The 20,154-nt window shown below is 74.1% G+C and carries 19 protein-coding genes; 5 read left to right on the top strand and 14 right to left on the bottom strand.

Annotation, left to right across the window (positions count from 1 at the left end):
- Positions 1-39 precede the first annotated feature (39 nt).
- The 5 genes from lanL to ACZ4W5_RS12865 all read right to left on the bottom strand — a co-directional run bounded on the left by lanL (position 40) and on the right by ACZ4W5_RS12865 (position 5,581).
- Positions 40-2,559, bottom strand: coding sequence for a class IV lanthionine synthetase LanL (gene lanL / locus ACZ4W5_RS12885; protein ID WP_465654182.1), 2,520 nt, complete (start codon positions 2,557-2,559; stop codon positions 40-42).
- A 2-nt stretch (positions 2,560-2,561) separates the two neighbouring features.
- Positions 2,562-2,729 carry an SflA family class IV lanthipeptide gene (locus tag ACZ4W5_RS12880; protein WP_402487752.1) on the bottom strand — a complete coding sequence of 56 codons (168 nt, stop codon included), beginning with the start codon at positions 2,727-2,729 and terminating at the stop codon, positions 2,562-2,564.
- Positions 2,730-2,961: 232 nt separating this feature from the next.
- Positions 2,962-3,342, bottom strand: a complete 381-nt coding sequence (locus ACZ4W5_RS12875; RefSeq protein WP_465654181.1) for a CBS domain-containing protein — start codon at positions 3,340-3,342, stop codon at positions 2,962-2,964.
- Between the two features lie 105 nt (positions 3,343-3,447).
- Entirely contained in the window at positions 3,448-4,824 is a 1,377-nt protein-coding gene (locus tag ACZ4W5_RS12870; protein WP_465654180.1) for a DEAD/DEAH box helicase, read from the bottom strand.
- Between the two features lie 553 nt (positions 4,825-5,377).
- A complete protein-coding gene (locus ACZ4W5_RS12865; protein ID WP_031068443.1) occupies positions 5,378-5,581 on the bottom strand; it encodes a cold-shock protein in 204 nt (67 codons plus the stop codon).
- A gap of 256 nt (positions 5,582-5,837) precedes the next feature.
- On the opposite strand from ACZ4W5_RS12865, the gene ACZ4W5_RS12860 reads away from it, so the two are divergent.
- Both ACZ4W5_RS12860 and ACZ4W5_RS12855 read left to right on the top strand, forming a co-directional pair.
- Positions 5,838-6,065: a hypothetical protein gene (locus ACZ4W5_RS12860; RefSeq protein WP_360236768.1), complete on the top strand. Its 228-nt coding sequence runs from the start codon at positions 5,838-5,840 to the stop codon at positions 6,063-6,065.
- Between the two features lie 116 nt (positions 6,066-6,181).
- Positions 6,182-6,544, top strand: coding sequence for a hypothetical protein (locus ACZ4W5_RS12855; protein WP_360236765.1), 363 nt, complete (start codon positions 6,182-6,184; stop codon positions 6,542-6,544).
- 218 nt (positions 6,545-6,762) lie between these two features.
- On the opposite strand, the gene ACZ4W5_RS12850 is transcribed toward ACZ4W5_RS12855, so the two are convergent.
- Positions 6,763-7,128 (bottom strand): hypothetical protein, encoded by a 366-nt coding sequence (locus ACZ4W5_RS12850; RefSeq protein WP_465654179.1) that lies wholly within the window; start codon positions 7,126-7,128, stop codon positions 6,763-6,765.
- A gap of 401 nt (positions 7,129-7,529) precedes the next feature.
- Between ACZ4W5_RS12850 and ACZ4W5_RS12845 the strand changes: the two genes are divergently transcribed.
- Entirely contained in the window at positions 7,530-7,733 is a 204-nt protein-coding gene (locus ACZ4W5_RS12845; protein ID WP_360236759.1) for a cold-shock protein, read from the top strand.
- A gap of 115 nt (positions 7,734-7,848) precedes the next feature.
- Here ACZ4W5_RS12845 and ACZ4W5_RS12840 read toward each other — a convergent pair whose 3' ends face one another.
- Positions 7,849-8,214, bottom strand: coding sequence for a VOC family protein (locus ACZ4W5_RS12840; protein WP_465654178.1), 366 nt, complete (start codon positions 8,212-8,214; stop codon positions 7,849-7,851).
- Positions 8,215-8,333: 119 nt separating this feature from the next.
- A complete protein-coding gene (locus tag ACZ4W5_RS12835) occupies positions 8,334-8,825 on the bottom strand; it encodes an Lrp/AsnC family transcriptional regulator (RefSeq protein ID WP_360236753.1) in 492 nt (163 codons plus the stop codon).
- A gap of 184 nt (positions 8,826-9,009) precedes the next feature.
- Between ACZ4W5_RS12835 and ACZ4W5_RS12830 the strand changes: the two genes are divergently transcribed.
- A complete protein-coding gene (locus ACZ4W5_RS12830; RefSeq protein ID WP_465654177.1) occupies positions 9,010-10,665 on the top strand; it encodes a PLP-dependent aminotransferase family protein in 1,656 nt (551 codons plus the stop codon).
- Between the two features lie 87 nt (positions 10,666-10,752).
- On the opposite strand, the gene ACZ4W5_RS12825 is transcribed toward ACZ4W5_RS12830, so the two are convergent.
- The 3 genes from ACZ4W5_RS12825 to ACZ4W5_RS12815 form a co-directional block, all read right to left on the bottom strand.
- Positions 10,753-11,256 (bottom strand): LURP-one-related/scramblase family protein, encoded by a 504-nt coding sequence (locus tag ACZ4W5_RS12825; RefSeq protein WP_360236747.1) that lies wholly within the window; start codon positions 11,254-11,256, stop codon positions 10,753-10,755.
- Between the two features lie 213 nt (positions 11,257-11,469).
- Positions 11,470-11,700: a hypothetical protein gene (locus ACZ4W5_RS12820; protein WP_360236744.1), complete on the bottom strand. Its 231-nt coding sequence runs from the start codon at positions 11,698-11,700 to the stop codon at positions 11,470-11,472.
- A 68-nt stretch (positions 11,701-11,768) separates the two neighbouring features.
- Positions 11,769-12,452: a LuxR C-terminal-related transcriptional regulator gene (locus ACZ4W5_RS12815; protein WP_465654176.1), complete on the bottom strand. Its 684-nt coding sequence runs from the start codon at positions 12,450-12,452 to the stop codon at positions 11,769-11,771.
- A 218-nt stretch (positions 12,453-12,670) separates the two neighbouring features.
- On the opposite strand from ACZ4W5_RS12815, the gene ACZ4W5_RS12810 reads away from it, so the two are divergent.
- Positions 12,671-15,895 (top strand): bifunctional cytochrome P450/NADPH--P450 reductase, encoded by a 3,225-nt coding sequence (locus tag ACZ4W5_RS12810; protein WP_465654241.1) that lies wholly within the window; start codon positions 12,671-12,673, stop codon positions 15,893-15,895.
- A 137-nt stretch (positions 15,896-16,032) separates the two neighbouring features.
- Here the strand turns inward: ACZ4W5_RS12810 and ACZ4W5_RS12805 are convergent, their stop codons facing one another.
- The 3 genes from ACZ4W5_RS12805 to ACZ4W5_RS12795 form a co-directional block, all read right to left on the bottom strand.
- On the bottom strand, positions 16,033-16,899 hold the full coding sequence (locus ACZ4W5_RS12805; protein WP_465654175.1) for a S1 family peptidase: 867 nt from the start codon (positions 16,897-16,899) through the stop codon (positions 16,033-16,035).
- 181 nt (positions 16,900-17,080) lie between these two features.
- Positions 17,081-18,526, bottom strand: a complete 1,446-nt coding sequence (locus ACZ4W5_RS12800; RefSeq protein ID WP_465654174.1) for an amidase family protein — start codon at positions 18,524-18,526, stop codon at positions 17,081-17,083.
- A 61-nt stretch (positions 18,527-18,587) separates the two neighbouring features.
- A complete protein-coding gene (locus tag ACZ4W5_RS12795; RefSeq protein ID WP_465654173.1) occupies positions 18,588-19,757 on the bottom strand; it encodes a damage-control phosphatase ARMT1 family protein in 1,170 nt (389 codons plus the stop codon).
- Positions 19,758-20,154: the final 397 nt, after the last annotated feature.

Genomic DNA, 20,154 nt, shown 5'->3' with positions numbered 1-20,154 from the left:
ACGGGCCGAGCGGGAGCGTTGACGGCCGGCCGGGCGCGGTCAGTCGAGCAGGCCGAGGCGCGGTCCGCCCCGCTCGTGCAGTCGGCGGAGGAAGCCGAGCACTCCGGCGGAGCCGCCGGCCCAGGTGGCGCTCGGCCGGGCCAGGCCGGCGTCCGGGAACACCGGGCGGGACGGCGGGCCGCCGCTGCGGCTCAGCAGGATCGCCGCGACGGTGTCGGCGGCGTCCCAGAACTCCTCGGCTCCGGTACCGCCACCCGACTCGGTCCCGGAGCCGGACGCGACGGCGACGTCCACCAGCAGCTCGCCGACCCCGGCCAGCCCGCAGCACTGGGTGACCAGCGGCATCCGGGGCGCGAGCGCGGCGCAGGTGCGGGCGGTCTGCCGGGCGAGGTCCAGGTAACCGGGTTCGGCCAGCCGGTCGGCGGCCCGGACCAGCACCGATCCGATCCCGGCCAGGCCCCGGCACCAGGAGCCGTAGCGGCGGGTCGCCCCCGGCGCGGTGGCCCGGGCGATCAGCCCCGGGGTGTCGGCGGCGAGTCGGGCGCAGGCCTGCTCGGCCCGGTGCCGGTCGGCCGGATCGCCGCCGGAACTCCCGTACTCCAGCAGGAAGTACGCGACCCCCGCGGTGCCGTGCGCCAGGCCCTCGCGCAGTGCGGCACTGCCGGGCGTGTCGGCCCCGGCGGGTGACAGGCGGGCCCGGCCGGTGGCCAGCAGCCGGGCGCACTCGGCGGCGACGGCGAGGTGTCGGTCCCGGGCGGCGGGTTGGGAACGTGCGAGCAGCAGTCGGCCGAGGCCGATCCCGGCCACGCCCTCGATCAGGTCGGCCTCGGGCGGTCCGCCGTCCGGACCGCGGGTGGGCAGGTCCTCGCCTCCGCCGACGGGCAATCCGGCCCGGGTGAGGAACAGTTCGACCCCGGTGCGGCCCGAGTAGAACCCCGGGGACAGCCGCCGGGACTGCCCCGCCGTCCACTCCGCCAGCGCCGCCACGGCCTCCGGCACCCCGGGCCGGTGGAGGTGGTGGAGCAGCTCCAGGCCGAGCCCGGCGCTGCCGCCGTAGACGTCGATCGGCGTCGGGACGGCCGCCCGGGCGGCGAGCACCGGGTCGGCGATCCGGTGCGCCTCGGCGACGCAGTACGCGGTGGTGTGCTCGACGACCGCGCGGAGCCGGTCGGGGGCGAGCCGGGTCCGGCGCGGTACCGGCGGGGGTGGAGTCCCGACAGCCGGGCCACCGCGGAGCCGGGCCGCACCGGTGGTGCGGACGGCCGGGTCCGGGCTGGTCAACTCGGCGATCAACGCGCGGAGTTGCCGGTGCTCCCGGCCGGGCAGTGCCCAGGCCAGCCCGGTCAGGGTGCGGTCCCGGTTGACGGCGGTGTTGCCGTCGACGACCACCGGGTCCAGGCCGGTGGCGGCGAAGCCGAGGGTCGCGCCCAGGGCGTGGAAGTCGTCGGCGGGCCGCGCGGCTTGCCCGGCCGGGCGCCGCACCGGGTCGCTGTAGCCGGGTGTCGAGCCGTCCGGGCCGGCGCCGTCCAGCGCGCTGATCCCGAAGTCGACCAGGTGGCAGCGGCCTTCGGCGTCCAGCGCGATGTTGTCGGGTTTCAGGTCACGGACGACCACGCCCCGGCGGTGGATGCCGTCCAGCAGGCGCAGCAGTCGGAGGGCCAGTTCGGCGAGCCGGGCGGCCTCGTACGGGCCGTGCTCCTGGACATCCCGGCGCAGGTCCCGGTCGCCGCAGCTGGTCATCACCAGGTACTCGTCCGAGCGGTGCCGGAAGGCGTCGAGGGCCCGGGGGACGCCGGGGAGGCCGTCGAGGGCGGTGAGCACCGCCCGTTCGTTGCGCAGCCGGTCGCGGGCGTCCGCACCGGACTCGTCCTCAGCCACGAAGGCCCGGGCCTGCTTGACCACCACGGGCCGCCCGGTGGTCAGGTCCACCGCCCGGTAGACGTTGCCCTGCGGTTTGCGGGCGATGCCGCCGGTGATCAGGTAGCGGCCGCCGCCGAGGCCGGGGGAGTCCTGGGACGGCGCCGCCTTGCGCGGGAACGGGTCCTCGGCCCAGGGCGGGCACCGGTAGGAGGCGGCCGCCAGCCCGTCGAAGGCCCGGCCGTCGGGGCCGACCATGACGGACTCCAGTCGCCCGCCGCGCCCGGTGCGGTAGTCGCCGGTGAAGGGCCCGTACCGGTAGTAGACCGGTGCGTCGGGGTCGACCCGCCGGTCGCTCACGACCTGCGGTCCCTGCTGCCCGCGCAGCACCGCGACCAGTTCCCCGGCCAGCGCGACGGCGGTGCCCGGCGCCGGGTAGACGGTGAGTGCCTTTCCGACCGAAGCGGCGCTCCGGGTGCCGGAGTTGAGCTCCCGCAGCACCTCCGGGTTGTTGGCCCACTTGGCGTGGCAGACGTACCGGGCCAGTACCGGCAGGGCGAGGGCGAGTACGGTGTCGAGCCCGCCGGGGCGGGCCGAGACGTGCAGCTTCCAACCGTGTTCCACCGCCGGCATCCGCGGGTCGTTCAGGTACGACCAGGTCTCGTCGGACCAGCCGCTGCGGCCGGCGATGGAACCGGTCACCGTCAGGAGTTGAAGTCGCAGGCGAAACGGGTGGTGGCGGTCACCCACGGGTCGGCGAGACACGCCGTGGCCTCGCGGTCGCCGCGGTCGTCGTCCTCGAACGCGATGGTCTCGTCATCGACCAGCAGCGGACCCGCGTCGCGGACCTCGTCGATCATGGTTCCGGGCATGGGAAACCTCCAGATCTTGTGGTGCCTCCGGTGATGGTGCGGGCCGCGGCCCCTGCGGCTGACCGAGCGGGCCGGGATCCCGAAGCACGAAGGTAGGGAGGATCGTTCCGCCTGACAAGGGGTCAGGACGCATCAACTCCACTTCCTGGACACATTCGTGGAGGATACGTAAACATCGGTGACCGGACGGCAGTCCGGCCGTCCGGTCCAGTTCGCGCCCCCGCGCCCGACGCTAGAGGCTGAGCAGGCCGACGGCGTGGCCGTCGGGATCGACCACCGGCCAGGTGGTCAGGCCGCGGGCGCTCATGGCGGAGGCCGCGGTGGCGGCGGGCATGTCGGTGGTGGCGAACGGGGCGCGGTCGAAGGCGATGTCACGGACCGGGGTGCGCTCGGTGGACCGGGTGCGGTTCTGGAACGGGGCGAGGTGCAGGCGGGTCAGCAGCCCGGCGCAGCGGCCGTCGTCGTCGCGCACCAGGAGGTGGTCGGCGCCGGAGCTGTGCAGGATGTGGATCGCGACATCGAGCATGACGTCGTCGCTGATCTGCAGCTCGGGGCCGGTCATGAGGTCGCGGACCGTGGTGGTGGTCGCGGGGCGTTCGAGGGTGAGGGCCATGAGGGCTCCGTGGTGTCGTTTCCGCCGGGGCCGGCGGTGGTCGGGGTGCTGGCGGCGCGACGGCCGCCGGGGCCCGGACCGTGGGAGCGGTCCGGGCCTGCTCTCCTAGGCGGCGAGGGCGACGCGCCGGGGTGCCCGGCGGCGGCCGGAGGAGGCCTGGGTGGCGCGGCTCGCTCCGTCGGCGCGGGTGCCGCCGCCGGTGGGGGCGGGGCGGCCGCGGCGGCCGCGGTTGGTGGCCGCGCCGCGGCGGGGGCGTTCGACGACGGGGTCGGCGATGACGACCGGCACGCCGGTGGGGACGCGGGCGCCGGTGATGCGGGCCAGGTCCTCGTCACCGGCGCTCACGCGGGTGGTGACGGGGGTGATCCCGGCGGTGGTCATCAGGCGGGCCGTCTGGCGGCGCTGGCTGGGCAGGACGAGGGTGACGACGGTGCCGGACTCCCCGGCCCGGGCGGTGCGGCCGCCCCGGTGGAGGTAGTCCTTGTGGTCGGTCGGCGGGTCCAGGTTGACGACGAGGTCGAGGCCGTCGACGTGGATGCCCCGGGCCGCGACGTTGGTGGCGATCAGCGCGGTGACCTGGCCGGTGCGGAACTGCTCCAGGGTCCGGGTGCGCTGGGGCTGGGACTTGCCGCCGTGCAGGGCCGCGGCCTTCACCCCGTTGGCGAGCAGGTCCTCCACCAGTGCGTCGGCGCGGTCCCGGGTGTCGGTGAACATGATCACCCCGCCGTCGCGGGAGGCGATGTGGGCGATCGTGGCGTCCTTGTCGAAGTTCTGCACGTGCAGCACGTGGTGCTCCATGGTGCTGACCGCCGCGGCGGACGGGTCCACCGAGTGGGTGACCGGGTCCTTGAGGAAGGTCCGCACGAGGCGGTCGACGTTGCGGTCCAGGGTGGCGGAGAACAGCATCGTCTGACCGCCTTCGGCGACCTGTTCCAGCAGTTCGGTGACCTGCGGCAGGAAGCCCATGTCGGCCATCTGGTCGGCCTCGTCGAGGACGGTGACGCCGACCCCGTCGAGCTGGCAGTCGCCGCGCTGGATCAGGTCCTTGAGCCGGCCGGGGGTGGCCACCACGACCTCCGCCCCGCGGTTGAGCGCCTGTGCCTGGCGGCCGATCGACATCCCGCCCACCACGGTCACCATCCGCAGCCGCAGCGCGTGCGCGAACGGGGTGAGCGCGTCGGTGACCTGCTGGGCGAGCTCGCGGGTGGGGACCAGCACCAGGGCCAGCGGGCGGCGCGGCTCGGCGCGTCGGCCGGCGATGCGGGCCAGCACGGCGAGGCCGAACGCGATGGTCTTGCCGGAGCCCGTCCGACCACGTCCGAGGACGTCCCGTCCGGCCAGCGAGTTGGGCAGCGTCGCGGCCTGGATCGGGAACGGAGTGGTGAGGCCCTGGCGGGTCAGCACCGACAGCAGCGCCTTGGGCATGTCCAGCTCGGCGAAGGACTCGACGGCCGGGAGCGCCGGGGTGGTGCTCACCGGCATCGCGAACTCGCCCTGCGGAGAAGGACTCTGGCGGGCGCTACGGCCGCGGGCGGGCCGGTCTCCGTAGAAGGAGCTGCCGCCGGAACGGGAGGACGAGGTGGAGCGGGAGTATGCCGAGGACCGGGAGGACGCCGAGGAGCGGGAGTTGGCGTTCTGGTACGAGGAGCGACTGGAGCGGTTCATGTGAGACCTTCCTGGGGCGGCACGTCGCGAGGAAGCTCCGCAGCGCGAGGCGCCGGCAGGAGGCCACGAGGAACGGGCCGAAAGTGTGGAGAGCGGGGCGTGGACGGTGGAACCGTGCGGCACGTCACCTACGGTCGGCCGCTCACCGCGGAGGGCGGGAGCGGAGAACCTCGAACCGTGAGCTGTCACGGCGGGGCGGCGATCCGGACGCGGCGCTGGGCGTCTCGCGTGGGGATGACCGCCGGGTGGCGGGGCCAGGGGGCCGGAAACAGCCGGGGAAGCGCGTCGTGGCGCAATGCCGAGGGGCCCGCACCGGGCATCATGTACGCGGTGCGGGCCCCTCGCTACCAGGCGGGTGCCGTGGCAGAAACTACAGCGGACGAATGTTCTCGGCCTGCGGGCCCTTCTGACCCTGCGTGACGTCGAACTCGACCTTCTGGCCCTCGAGCAGCTCACGGAAGCCGTTGGCGTTGATGTTCGAGTAGTGGGCGAAGACGTCCGGGCCGCCGCCGTCCTGCTCGATGAAGCCGAAGCCCTTTTCCGCGTTGAACCACTTCACAGTGCCATTAGCCATAAAAAATCTCCTTCAAGGGGCTGTCCGAAGCGTGCACAGCGCGCGCTTCGAGTCGCCGCGATGAGCACCCACCCGGGAAAGACCCGGGAAACAAAAATGCGCCTGCGAAACATCAGCAGGCGCACACAAAGTTCATGGGAACCACTACTGCAACTGGAACGAGCCTAGCAGGCTTGGGCCCGCCGTGGGGGGATGACTTCGAAACCGGGTGCGCCGAAACGGCCCGGCCGCGCGTTTTCGGCGCATACTGCAGGCAATGACGAAATCTGCAGCAGTCCGCCGCGTCCTGCCCGCCAGCCCCTTCAAAGCCCGGACCGAAGCCCCGCGCAAGCACTTCGCCGTCGGTGACCGCGTGACCCACGACACCTACGGCCTCGGCTGGGCCATCGGCGTCGAGGGTGACAGTGACATCGCGGTACTCGTCGACTTCGGAACGCGACGGGAACGCATCACCCAGCCGTACACCACGATGTTCAAGCTCTGACCCGGCGGCGCGGCAGCGCTCGCGGCGCGCCGCCGCACCGCGAGCGCTGCCGGAAACCGCCGTGGCCGCCAGGCCGCCCCTGGGCGCCGCGGCGGCATTGTCGTAGCCTGGGGCGCATGTCGAACCCCGACGGGCTGCTCGTCGACATCGCCGCGATGGTCGAGTCCGAGCACAGCAACCAGATGTCCCTGACCGTGGTGGTCCCCGGAGCCGTGATCACCGGCCGGCTCGCGCCGGTGACCTTGTGGCTGGAGCGGGTGGCGGAGGTCCTCGAGGCCTCAGAACACCTGAAGCCGTTCGCCGCCCTCTTCGCGCCACCCGCCGACGGCGCGCCCGAACGGCCCACCCATCTGCACCTCCATCGGGCGAAGATCCTCCAGGGTGACTTCGGGCTTCCCCACACCGGTGGCATGTACCGCATCGCCATCGAGGACGTCAGCAGTTGGACGGTCGGGGACCTCAGCTACTCCGACTCCTGACAGCCACGGTGGGCGAAGCGGCCGCCAGGCTCGGCGCCCGGGTCTCCCCGGTCGGCGGCCTGGCGGTCGCTCGCGCTTGCGGTCGCTCGCGCTTGCGGTCGCTCGCGCTTGCGGTCGCTCGCGCTTGCGGTCGCTCGCGCTTGCGGTCGCTCGCGCTTGCGGCCGCTCGCCCTTGCGGCGCGGCGGGTCTGACGCCAGGCCGGGCGCACGTCACCCGGTCAGGGCCGGTCCGTGGCCTGCGGCGGGCTCCCCGGCCACACTTCGAACGCCTGTGAGAATCCCGTCGGCGGTCCGGCGCGGAAGCGGGCACGGATCAGTGCCTCGACCTTGACGACGGCGTCGGCCCGACCGCTGAGTTCCACTCTCACCGCGTCGGTGCCGGCCTCGGCGAGGGTGACCGGGCGGGCGGGGGCTTCCTCGACCGGCGCCGACGTGTCCACCTGCCAGCGGGTGCGGACGACCTGATCGGCGGGTGAGACGTAGTCCCCCGCGCCACCGGGGCCGGGGACGGTGATCAGCCGGAACGACTGCCCGACCGTGTCCGCGACCACGTTCGCCGCGGCGGGCGCGCCGGAGATCGACATGTGCGCCATGGCACTCGGTTCCCGTGTGCCACCGGTACTGGTCATCGCTCTCCTCCGAGGTCGGCTTCCCTCCCAGGGTGTGCCGATGCCAGGCCCCGCGCATCCGTTCGGCGGGGGTGAGTCCCGTTCGGGTCCGCGGGCACCGGCGGCTCGATGCGACCGGGGTGCGTTGGGGTGCGTACGGGTGGCAGGGATGTGCCGCCGCGTGTCCGGTGCGCGGTTCCCTGGCAGGGGGAGCCCCCGCGGTGTAACGTTTTGATCAAGCAGTCGTGGTTCCGAAGTTCTCGCCCGCGGTTACGTGCCGTGGGCGTTTTTGCTGTTTCGACGCCTCTCCGGACCAGGGCGATCACCTCCGGGCCCGCATCGGCGGGACCCGGTCAGTTCCCGTGAAGGAGGAGCGCATGGCTACCGGCACTGTGAAGTGGTTCAACGCGGAGAAGGGCTTCGGTTTCATCGAGCAGGACGGCGGCGGCCCCGACGTGTTCGCCCACTACTCGAACATCGACGCCCAGGGCTTCCGTGAACTCCAGGAGGGCCAGAAGGTGTCCTTCGACATCGTGCAGGGCCAGAAGGGCCCGCAGGCCGAGCACATCCGCCCGGCCTGACCTCGGCACCTGAGCGGGTGCCCCGCACGTACCCACGTGCGGGGCACCCGTGCGTCTGCGCCGGATCGTCGGCGGCCGCGGGCCCCGCGACCGGCCGTAGGGCCGAACCGCCGTGCTACCGCGGCGACATGACTTCGTAGAGGTTCCCGGCGTCATCGGTGAAGTACAGCCCGCGGGCGCACAGCGGGTGGTCGGTCCGGCCGTTGTCGGGCTCGCGGGGGTCGTCGCCGTACGGCACCCCGGCGGCCTGCAGCCGGTCGAGTATCCCGTCGAAGGTCTCCGGGTCCACGTCGAAGGCCAGGTGGTGGCCGGACGGGTCCTCCGTCGTCAGGAAGTCCAGCGTCAGCGAGTCGTTCACCCGCACCGGCGCGAAGTGCCGGTCGGGGCCGGGGTAGTCCAGGCCCATGACGGAGGCGAAGAAGCGCGCCGCCGCCTCGTTGTCGACGGCCGGGACGATGGTGTGGTTCAGCGAGATGGGCATGTTCCGCCTTCCTGGGGTGACTGGTCGTCAGGGTGTCGAGTCCTACCATGCGGCCAGGGCGGGATCGGTTGCGTCCGCACGAAACTGACGGCCCATCGGGCGGGCGTGCGGGCCGGCCGTCAGGGGCCGGGGGCGAGGTAGCGGCGGCCCGGTATCTGTTCGAAGATCAGGTTGGTGCGGGTCTGGGCCACCGCGGGGTGGGTGGTGAGGTGGTCGACGACGAAGTCGCGCAGGGACTCGGGCCCGGCGACGCCGACGTGCAGCAGGTAGTCGTCCGAGCCGGCCATGTGGAAGACGGCGAGGACGCCGGGCAGGTCGGGGGCGGTGCTGCGGAAGCTCTCGTTCTGCTCCCGGGTGTGGGCGCGCAGCCGCACCGAGATCATCGCCTGGAGCGGCAGGCCGATCGCGGCCGGGTCGAGTTCGGCGCGGAAGCCGCGGATGATGCCGCGCTCCTGGAGGGCGCGGACCCGGGCCAGGCAGGTGGAGGGGGCGATGCCGACGGCGGCCGCGAGGGCGTTGTTCGGGAGGCGGGCGTTGTCGGCCAGGGCGCGGACGATCGCCCGGTCGACGTCGTCGAGGGCTGCCCGCCGGGCCTGCGGATTGTTCGGCATGCCTGCCAGGATCCCAGTCCGTTCCGCAGATTCGCAAACCTGATCGACCAGGAACCGAATGTTCTTCGGAAGGCCTTCCCTCGGGTGTCCAAAAGTTCCATCCTTACCGACGGTCCTCCCCGACACCCAGGGTGACGGTGGCGACCTCCCGCCGTCGTCCCCGCACCTCCGGAGCGCCCCGCCCATGAGCCCGACCGCCTTCCGTGCCGCAGCGACCGCCGTCGACCCCGGTCCGGAGCTGGACGGCGGCGACTTCGCCCTCCCCGAGGGCGGCCTGGACGAGGCCGGGCGGCTGCGCGCGCTCGACGCCGTGGACGAGTACCTGACCCGCAAGCGCAAGCACCTGGTCGGCTACCAGGCCACCCAGGACATGCAGGGCACCGCGCTGGACCTCGCCCGGTTCCTGCCGAACAACATCAACAACCTCGGCGACCCGTTCCAGAGCGGCGGCTACAAGCCCAACACCAAGGTCGTCGAGCGGGCCGTGCTCGACTACTACGCGAAGCTCTGGCACGCCGAGCGCCCGCACGACGCGGCCGATCCGGAGTCCTACTGGGGCTACATGCTGTCCATGGGCTCCACCGAGGGCAACATGTACGCGCTGTGGAACGCCCGGGACTACCTGAGCGGCAAGGCGCTGATCCAGCCGCCGACCGAGCCCCTGGACGCCGTGCGCTACGTCAAGGCCGACCCCGACCGGCGGAACCCGAACGCCCACCACCCGGTGGCGTTCTACTCCGAGGACACCCACTACTCCTTCGCCAAGGCCGTCGCCGTGCTGGGCGTGGAGACCTTCCACGCCGTCGGCCTGGAGAAGTACCCGGACGAGTGCCCGCTGGTCGACCCGGTGACCGGCCGCCGCGACTGGCCCACCGAGGTGCCGTCCCGCCCGGGCCCGTCCGGCCTGTCCTGGGACGGCTCCGGCGAGATAGACGTCGACGCCCTCGCCGTCCTGGTGGAGTTCTTCGCCGCCAAGGGCCACCCGGTCTTCGTCAACCTCAACCTCGGCAGCACCTTCAAGGGCGCCCACGACGACGTCCGCGCGGTCTGCGAGCGGCTGCTGCCGATCTTCGAGCGGCACGGGCTGGTGCGGCGCGAGGTCGTCTACGGCAGCTGCGAGCGGACCGGGCGCCCGCTGGTCGACGTGCGCCGCGGCTTCTGGATCCACGTGGACGGGGCGCTCGGCGCCGGCTACGCGCCGTTCCTGCGGATGGCCGCCCAGGACCCGCAGGCGTACGGCTGGACGCCGGAGGCGGAGCTGCCCGAGTTCGACTTCGGACTGCGGCTGCCCACCGCCGGGCACGGCGAGCTGGACATGGTCTCCTCGATCGCGATGAGCGGCCACAAGTGGGCCGGCGCGCCCTGGCCGTGCGGCATCTACATGACCAAGGTGAAGTACCAGATCTCGCCGCCGTCCCAGCCCGACTACATCGGTGCGCCGGACACCACCTTCGCCGGCTCCCGCAACGGGTTCTCCCCGCTGGTCCTCTGGGACCACCTGTCCCGGTACTCCTACCGCGACCAGGTCGGCCGGATCCGCGAGGCCCAGGAGCTCGCGGCCTACCTGGAGCGGCGCCTGGTCGCCATGGAGCGGGAGCTCGGCGTCGAGCTCTGGCCGGCCCGCACCCCGGGCGCGGTCACCGTGCGGTTCCGCAAGCCGAGCCCGGAGCTGGTGGCCAAGTGGTCGCTGTCCTCCCAGGACGTGGTGATGGTCCCGGGCGACGAGAGCACCCGGCGCAGCTATGTGCACGTCTTCGTGATGCCCTCGGTGGACCGGGCCAAGCTGGACGCCCTGCTCGCCGAAATCGCCGAGGACCGGGTGGTGCTGGGCGCCTCCTGACGGAGGGCGTCGTCGGAGCGGACGGCGTTGCCGAGGCGGAGGGCGGCCGTCGGAGCTGAGGGCGGCCGTCGGAGCGGAGGGCCGCCGTCAGAGGTTGGTCAGCCGGTCGCCCTTGGCGTCCTGGAGTACGTGGTCGACGCAGACCGCGAGGACGACCAGCAGCAGGGCGTCCCGTTGCTCCAGGACGTCGACGGCGTAGGCGTCGCGGACGGTGAACCAGCGCCGGGAGACGTGCGCCAGGGTGGTGCCCTCGTGCTGGATGTCGAACTCGCGGTCCCACAGGTTGCCGTTGACCCGCAGCCGGCGGCCGTCGCCGAGGCGGACCTTGAAGCGGTCGCCGAAGAGCGTGAACATCTTCTTGCTGATCTTGGCGGTCGGCTGGCCGTTCTGCTTGATCAGCAGGGTGTGGTGGATCGTGAAGGCCTTGCGGACGATGCTCGCGACGTGCTCGCCGCGGGTGTCCTCCAGGGCGAAGGTGCGGCGCAGCCGGAAGAACTTCCGGTTCACGCGGTAGAGCTTCTCCCGGTGCTCGGTCTCTATCCAGGCCTCTTCGTGGAAGGCGAACATGCGGTCGCGGACCAGGTAGCGCACTGTGGGTCCCCCCGTGGTGGTGCCGCCGGCCCCCGTGGCGCGGCGCGGCCCAGAGCGTAGCGGCTGGTCAGCGCGGGGGAGGGGAGGGGGGTGGTGGCTTTACCGGTCCGCTACCGGGCTGCGACGATCCGCCGACGCGGCGGTGACCCGACGGTGACACCGGGGCGCGCGGCGGGCCTCGGCGGGTGGGTGTCCAGGGCGCCGGCGGGTGGGTCAGGCGATGCCCTGCCCGTCGATGTCCGCCCCCCACTGGTCCTCGCCGACGGCGCCCACGCAGTAGCCCCCGCCCTGCACGGTGCCGCCGGCCTCCTGGCACTGCTCGGCGGTGACGTCGGCGGGGAGCACGGCGGCGGTGGCGGGCGCCGCGCCCGCGAGGGCGAGTACGGCGGCGGCGAGCGGGACGGTGAGCGGGGCGGCCAGACGGGCCGGCGATGAGATGAACATGTGCCTCACAAGAGCACGCGCCGGGGGTGACGGCCAGTCAGATACGTCCGTTCGCGGGCCCCGGCCCGTCAGTGCGGGTGAGCCGGGGCCGGGGGCCAGGCGTCCGGGTCGAGGACGCCGAGGGCGTAGGCGCGGGCGACCAGGGCGGTGCGGTTGGGAAGCTGCCAGCGGCGGGAGAGGCGGGTGAGGTGGTAGTTGACGCCGTCCGCGGTGAGGCCGATCTCCTTGGCGATCCGGGCGGTGGTGGCGCCCCGGGCCGCGGCGGCCAGGATGCGGGCCTCGATCGGGCTGGCCTCCGGGCGCGGGGGCGGCGCCGGGGGCGCCTGGCGGGCGGCCGGTACGGCCAGGGCGCGGAGCGAGAGCAGCATGTTCGGGGTCTGCTCCGGGGTGTCGCTGACCAGGTCGACGGTCATCTCGCCCTCGCGCTCGGTGCCGCCGGCGGGCGTCCAGGACACCCCGACGGAGTACTGCGAGCGGCGGTGCAGCCGGATCGCCTCGGCGAGGGTCTGCAGCGAGGTGTCGTCCCGCAGGGTGAAGTACTCCAGGATCCGGCGGTTGCGCAACTGCCCCGGCAGTCCGCCGAACTCGGCGGCCATCGCACGGTTGACGATCATGATCCGGCCGCCCCACTCGCAGACCGCGATGGGCACCGGGTTGTGGTCCAGCAGGCGCAGCGCCCGGTTGCGCCAGACCACCGCGGCGTCCACGCGGGTGCCCGGCACCGGACCGCAACCGTCGGTCGGTCGCATCATCGTCTCTCCTTCCGCGGCAGCCGCCCACGCCAGATCTGACAGGCCGTGGGCAAGGGTCGGGCAGCCGCCGGCACTACACAATCATGTAGTGATCGCGGCCCGGCGCTCCTGACGAGGGCAGAGAGTGGAGATACCGAGAACTTTCCTGCCGTGGGAGGGACCTACCGATGACCGACACCACGACCGAGGCCGTGCCGGCGCCACCGACCGCCGAGGCCATGCCCGCGTTCCGGGCCGAGCCCCAGGCGGAGCCCCGGACCGGGCTCCAGGCCGGGCCCCGGGCCGCCGCCGCCCCGGGCGTCCCGTTGGTGGACATCTCCGACCTGCCGCCGGTCGGCGTCCCCGTGCTGCGCACCATGGAACTCGCCAGAACGCACGGCCCCGCGTTCTTCCAGCGCCTGCACGGCCGCGAGACCCTGATCGTCAGCAGCCTGGAGCTGGTGGAGGAACTGGCCGACGAGGAGCGCTTCACCAAGTCCGTCGGCCCGGCGCTGGAGAACGTCCGGGAGTTCACCGGGGACGGTCTGTTCACCGCGTACAACGACGAGCCGAACTGGGCCAGGGCGCACGACATCCTGATGCCCGCCTTCGCGCTCGGCTCGATGCGCACCTACCACCCGGTGATGCTGGAGGTGGCCCGCCGGGTGATCGGCGCCTGGGACCGCCGCGCGGCCGCCGGGCTGACCGTGGACGTGCCCGGCGACATGACCCGGATGACCCTGGACACCATCGGGCTGGCCGGGTTCGGCTTCGACTTCGGCTCCTTCGAACGGGACGAGCCCCACCCGTTCGTGGAGGCGATGGTGCGCTGCCTGGAGTGGGCGATGACCAAGCTCACCCGGGACCCGGATCTCGACCACCGCGAGCGCGACGCCGCGTTCCGGCGGGACGCCGACTACCTGGCCGGCGTGGTCGACGAGGTGATCGCCGCCCGGGCCGGGAACGGCGCCGAGGCCGGCCCGGCGCAGGACCTGCTCGGCCTGATGCTCGGTGCCGTCCACCCCGCCGACGGCAGCAAGCTGGACATGGAGAACATCCGCAACCAGGTGATCACCTTCCTGATCGCCGGGCACGAGACCACCTCGGGCGCGCTCTCCTTCGCACTGCACTACCTGGCCAAGCACCCGTCCGAACTCCGGCTGGTCCAGGAGGAGGTGGACGCGCTCTGGGGCGACCGGGCCGACCCGGAGCCCTCGTACGAGGACGTCGGCCGGCTGCGGTACACCCGGCAGGTGCTCAACGAGGCGCTCCGACTGTGGCCCACGGCGCCCCAGTTCAGCCGGGAGGCGCGCGCGGAGACCCTGCTCGGCGGGCGGATCCCGGTCCGTCCGGGGACGCCGATCTTCGTGCTGACCCCGATGCTGCACCGCGACCCGGCCTGGGGTGACAACCCGGAGCTGTTCGACCCCTCCCGCTTCGACCCGGAGCGCGAGGCGACCCGCTCGCCGCACGCCTTCAAGCCCTTCGGCACCGGCGAACGCGCCTGCATCGGGCGGCAGTTCGCGCTGCACGAGGCGACCATGCTGCTGGGCATGCTGGTCCACCGCTACCGGCTGATCGACCACGCCGACTACCGGCTGACCCTCAAGCAGACGCTCACCATCAAGCCCGACGGCTTCACCCTCGCCCTCGCCCCGCGCACCCCCGCGCCGCTGGCCGGCACCGCCCCCTCTGCCCCCTCCGCGCAGGCGGCCAGGGCGGGCCGGCCGGTCGGGTCCGGGTCCGCGGCGGAACGCGCCGCGCGGGTCCGCCAGGGCACCGGCCTGCTGCTCCTGCACGGGTCCAACTACGGTGCCAGCCGGGAGTTCAGCCGCCAACTCGCCGACGTCGCGGCCGAACTCGGCTGCGACACCGCGATCGCGCCGCTCGACGCCTACGCCGACGGGCTGCCCACCGACCGCCCGGTGGTGATCACGGCCGCCTCCTACAACGGCCAACCCACCGACGACGCGGCCGAGTTCGTCCGCCGACTGCGCGAGGCCCCGGACGGCGCGGCCGACGGCGTCGAGTACGCGGTGCTCGGCATCGGCGACCGGACCTATGCCGCCACCTACCAGCGCGTCCCCACCCTGATCGACGAGCGGCTCGGCGCCCTCGGCGGCACCCGGCTGCTCGCCCGCGCCGAGGCCGACGCCTCCGGTGACCTGGCCGGTACGGTACGGGAGTTCACCGAGGCGCTCGTAGAGCTGCTGCTGACCCGGCACGGCGACGCCGAGGCGGTGGCCCCGCCCCGGGAGGAGGCCGGGTTCACCGTGACCGAGCTGGTCGGCGGCCCGCTGCACGCGCTCGCCACCCGGCACGGCATGAGCGAGCTGACCGTCACCGCCGTCGACAGCCTGACCGACCCCGGCTACCACCGGGTGAAGCGCCTGGTCCGGCTCGCCCTGCCGGACGGCACCGACTACCGGACCGCCGACCACCTGACCGTGCTGCCGGCCAACGACCCGGCCCTGGTGGAACGCGCCGCCGCGCTGTTCGGCGCCGAACTCGACACGGTGCTCGGGATCGTCGCCCACCGGCGCACCGGCCCGGCCGTCGACCGCCCGCTGAGCGTGCGCGAACTGCTCACCCATCACGTCGAGTTGCAGGACCGCCCCACCGCCGAACAGCGCGCCGTGCTGGCCGGGCTCAACCCCTGCCCGCCCGAGCAGGCCGCGCTGCGGGCGCTGCCCGCGGACGACCCGCGCACGCTGCTCGACCTGGTCGAGGACCACCCGGCCCTGCGGGAGGCGCTGAGCTGGCCGGTCCTGCTGGACCTGCTGCCGCCGATCCGGCCGCGGCACTACTCGATCTCCTCCTCGCCGTCGGTCGACGGCGACGAGATCGACCTGATGGTCTCGGTGCTCAGCGCGCCCGCCCGCTCGGGCCGGGGCACCTTCCGGGGCACCGGCTCCGGCTACCTCGACCGGCTGGCCGTCGGCGACACCGTGCTGGCCCGGGTCCAGCCCTGCCGGGAGGCGTTCCGGATCGGCCACCGCACCCCCGTGGTCATGATCGCGGCCGGCACCGGCCTGGCGCCCTTCCGCGGCGCCGTCGCCGACCGCCGCGCGCTGCTCGGCACGGGCGCCGAGCTGGCCCCGGCGCTGCTGTACTTCGGCTGCGACGCCCCGGACGCCGACTACCTGCACCGGGCCGAGCTGGAGGAGGCCGAGCGGGCCGGCGCCGTCTCGATGCGGCCCGCGTTCAGCGAGCGGCCGCAGGACGGGCGGCGCTTCGTCCAGGACCGCATCGCGGCCGAGGCGGCGGAGGTCTGGGAGCTGCTCGCCGCCGGGGCCGAGGTGTACGTGTGCGGCGACGGCGCCCGGATGGCGCCCGGCGTGCGGGAGGCCTTCCGGGTGCTCTACCGGGAGCGCACGCCGGAGGCGGACGAGCGGCAGGCGCAGGACTGGCTGCAGGGCCTGGTCGAGGCGGGCCGCTACGTCGAGGACGTGTACGCGGGCTGAGGGCCCGTTCGGCGCGGGACGGCCGCCCGGCCGCTGCTCGGATCGAGCGGCGGCCGGGCGGCCGGTGTGTCAGTGGACCGGGTGCGTTGGTAGACCCGGTGCGGCGGTAGGCCCGGTGCGTCGGTAGGTCCGGTGTGTCAGTAGACGCTGACGTCGTATGCGGCGAGGGCCGCGTTCACCGGCTGGAAGAAGGTCGTCCCGCCGGTGGTGCAGTCCCCGCTGCCGCCGGAGGTCAGACCGAGCGCCTTGTCGCCCTCGTACAGCGGGCCGCCGGAGTCACCCGGCTCGGCGCAGACGTCGGTCTGGATCAGGCCGCGGACCGTCCCGCCGCCGGTGTAGCGGACGGTGACGTCGAGTCCGGTGACGGTGCCGGTGTGGGTGCCTGAGGTCGAGCCGGTGCGGGTGACCGCCTCGCCCACGTACGCGTCGGGGGCGGAGCTGAACCCGCCGGGGTGGTCGAGCGCTTCGTTGTCGTAGCGGACCAGCGCGTAGTCGTGGCCGGGGAAGGTGGAGGCGACGGTCGGGCCGATCCCGGTGCGGTGGGCGCTGTCCGCGTACCAGGTGGCGGCGACGTTCCCGCAGTGCCCGGCGGTGAGGAAGTAGTGGGCGCCGCTGTCGACCACGTTGAAGCCGAGCGAGCAGCGGTAGCGGCCGCCGTAGACGGCGTCGCCCGCGGCCAGCAGCGGGGTGAAGTGTCCGGGGACGCGCTGGACGGTCAGGGCGGGCGCGTCGGGGCCGACGGCGTGCACGAGTTGGGCGAGTGCGGCCGGGGAGACGGTGCTGTCGGCGGTCACCACGACCCGGCCGCCGGCCCGGTCGACGTACCAGGCCGTCCCGTCCACCTCGGCGTTCAGGACGGCGTCGCTGACCGCGGCGAGCCGCTCGGCGGCGACGGTGCGGGCGGGCACGGCGGCGGCGCCGGGCGCGGAGGTGGCGAGGGTGGTGGCGGTCAGCAGGGCGAGCAGTGCGGTGGTCCCGGGGATACGGGCGGTGGTCCTGCGCATGGTCCTCCTCCTGGGGGCCGGGCCTCCGGGAGCAGCACGGGATGAGCTGCTCCTGACAGGCGCTGTCCGGAAGTATGAGGAGCAGGACGGTTCCGGTACAGCCTTTCTCGGACGGCGTCGGAGGCGTGGTCCCGGCGTGCGGATGCGCCGGTGCGACGCGGTTCGGGTCAGTGCGCCGTGCTCATGGGCACCGGAGGACGGCGTCGACCCGGGCGGCCGTGGCGAGCAGTTCACGGTCGGCCAGCCGGCGCCCGATCAGTTGGACGCCGACCGGGGCGGAGCCGGTGACCGGGAGTGGGATCGTCACCGAGGGCAGGCCCGCGGTGGCCGCCGGGGAGGTGTTGCGGATCAGGGTGTGGAAGGTGGGCGCGTCCCGGCCGTTGAGCGGGAGGCTGTCCTCGTACCGGCGCAGCGGCCGGGCGCACACCGGGACGGTCGGGCTCAACAGCGCGTCCAGGCCGTGGGCGGTGAACAGTTGGGCGTAGGCCTCCTGGAGGGTGCGGCGGGTGGCGAGCGCACTGCGCAGGCCCGCCTCGCCCGGGTACCCGGGGGAGCCGGGCAGGGCGGTGGCTCCGAGCAGCGCCGCGAGGTCCGGGTCGCCGACCGCGGCGATCAGCTCGGCCGGGCCGACCCCCGCGCCGTGCTCCGTCAGGTAGCGGCCCAGGGCGGTGGCGAACTCGCCGAAGACCAGCGGGAATCCGATCCGGGCGTCGTACTCGACCAGGTGCGCCGTGTCCACCGGCACCCACGTGGTCCGCGCGGCGGTGAGGCGGTCGAGGGCCTGCTCCCAGGCCGTACGGACCGCGGCTTCCAGGTCCTCGGCGAACACCTGCCTCGGCAGGCCGAGGCGCAGCGGGCGGGCCGGGGCGGTGGGGGTGTCGGCCGTGCCGGTGGCTCCGGCGGTTCCGCGCGCTCCGGTGGTTCTGCGGGCTGCGGTGGCTTCGCGGGCTCCGGTGACGAGGGCGTCCAGCGCGGTGAGGCGGTCCAGCGTGCGGGCCATCAGGCCGGGGGTGTCCCGGGTGGTGGACAGCGGGGTGACCCCCGCCGAGGAGTAGCGCCCGGCGCTGGGCCGCAGGCCGTAGACGCCGTTGAGCGCGGCCGGGATGGTGACCGACCCGCCGGTGTCGGTGCCGAGCCCGGCCTCCGCCACGCCCGCCGCCACCGCGACGGCCGTACCGCCGCTGCTGCCGCCCGCGAACAGGGCCGGGTCGGTGGCGTTGCCGACCGCGCCGAAGGTGTGGTTGCACGAGGTGGCGCCCAGGGACAGCTCGTGCATGTTCGTCTTGCCCAGCACGATCGCCCCGGCCGACCGCAGCGCCGCCACCACGGGTGCGTCGGCGGCGGGCACGAAGTCGGCGAGGGCCGGGGTGCCGGCGGTGTTGGGCAGGCCGGCGACATGGGTGTTGTCCTTGACGACCAGGGACCACGGCGTCGGGCCGCCGCCCCGGGCGTCACGGCGGGCGTCGCTGCGGGCGGCCTGCGCGAGCGCCCCCTCGGCGTCGAGCGTGATGAAGGCGTTGAGGTGCGCGACGGCGGTGGCGCGGTCCAGCGCGGCCGCCACCAGGTCGTGGGCGCGGCCCCGGCCCCGGCCCCGTCCCTGGCCGGAGGTGGTGTGCGGCTCGGCCATGGGGGTCGGCTCCTTCGGTGCGGGCGTGCCTCGGTGACGGACGGTCACACCGTAGCCCCCGCTACCGGTGCGTGTGGACCTGGATCACGGCGTGGCGGCCGGTGGTGCGCCACGGTGTGCCGGTGGCGTCGAGCTGGGCGACGGTGGTGGGGGCGAGGCCGACGACCACGTCGGACTTCAAGGTGCGCAGGGCGGCGACGGGCGAGGGGAAGTGCCCGGCCGCGGTGTGGAACGGGGTGGTCGGCGGCCAGTGGCGGTCACCCACCAGGCGGCGGTAGTTGAGGTCGCCCTTGAGGATCGTCAGCGCGGCGCCCGCGAGTTCGGACCGCAGGTCGTCCGGCAGGTCGTGGTACGGGAGCGGTGCGCAGAAGAACGGGTGGGTGCGGATGGTGAGCGCGCCGTCGTTCAACGCCCGCCACAGGCGGCGGCCGACGGCCCCGGCCGCCGGTGACGGCGCGGTGCGCAGGCGCTCGACCGCGGCGAGGGCGTCGGCCGTGGTCGCGTCCGACACGAAGTACGGCCGGGGCTTCACCTGGAGGACGACCTCGGCGACCGGGCCGGTGCGCAGGAGGTGGTCGATCAGGACGAGGTCCGGCAGCAGCTCCCGGCCGGCGTTGTCCGCGATGACGTGGACCCGCCCGCCGCCGGCCCGCTGCAGCTCGGCCCGGAGCAGCGCGCTGTCGTCGGCGAGCAGGTCGGCGTCGGCCGGTCCGCCGCCGGGCCCCGCGGTGAGCTGGAAGCTCAGGTCGGCGCGGTTGCCCCACAGCGCGGACCGCAGCAGCGCGTCCGACCGGCGCGGCTCCGGCAGGGCGTCGAGCCCGTCGAGCGCGGCCAGCTCCTCGTCGACGGCCGGTCCGGCCAGCTCGGCGTCCTTGAACGGGGCGAACGGGTCGACGCCCCTCCAGGCGCCGGGCCCGAAGTACCCGGTGGCGTCGAGCAGGCGGTGGTAGAACCAGCTCTCCGCCCACAGGAACGGGGCCTCGCCCCACGGCCTGCCCCACAGGCCCTCGCCCCACGCCAGCCAGCGGGCGGCGTCCGGCCCGTCCGCGGCCGGCGGTTCCAGGACGCCGCTGGTGCTCTCCGCGAGCAGCCGCTCCACGGCCGCCCGCTGCTCCGGGCCGTACGGGAGGGCGCCGAGGACCCGGCGGACCAGTTCGGGGTGGCGCTCGTGGAAGACGCCCCAGGCGAAGGAGCCGGGGGCGTCGCTGCGGATCACGGGGGCGTTCGGCACGGTGGGGCTCGGCTTTCTCGTCGTCCTTCTCGTCGCCGCCGCCGAGGGGAGGGGGGTTGCGGGGGCCGGGGCGGCGGCTGGAGCCGAGGGTAGACGACCAAGGGTGCCGGAGGGGGCGGCCGTGGCCGGGGAGTCGGGGAGCCGGGGCGGCGGGGCGGCGCGGAGGTGGCGGGAGGAAAAGTGTTATCCGGCATGCCGCGCGGGGCTCTCCTGGGCGTGGGAACGAACGCGCAAGGCCGCAGCAGAGGGTATGCGGCCGGCCTGCGGGGTTCGAAATGGGGCGCTCCGCACGGAGGCGTGAGTCTCCGGTCGCGTGCGTTCCCACGGCGCCCGGCCGGATCGTCCCGTCCGACCGGCGCCGCCCGGCGGTCCGCCCGCAATCCCCCACGGCGGCGGA

This window comes from Kitasatospora sp. NPDC029367 (assembly GCF_055569135.1).
The sequence above is the reverse complement of the archived record's forward strand: the minus strand, read 5'-3'. Positions and strand labels throughout refer to the sequence as shown.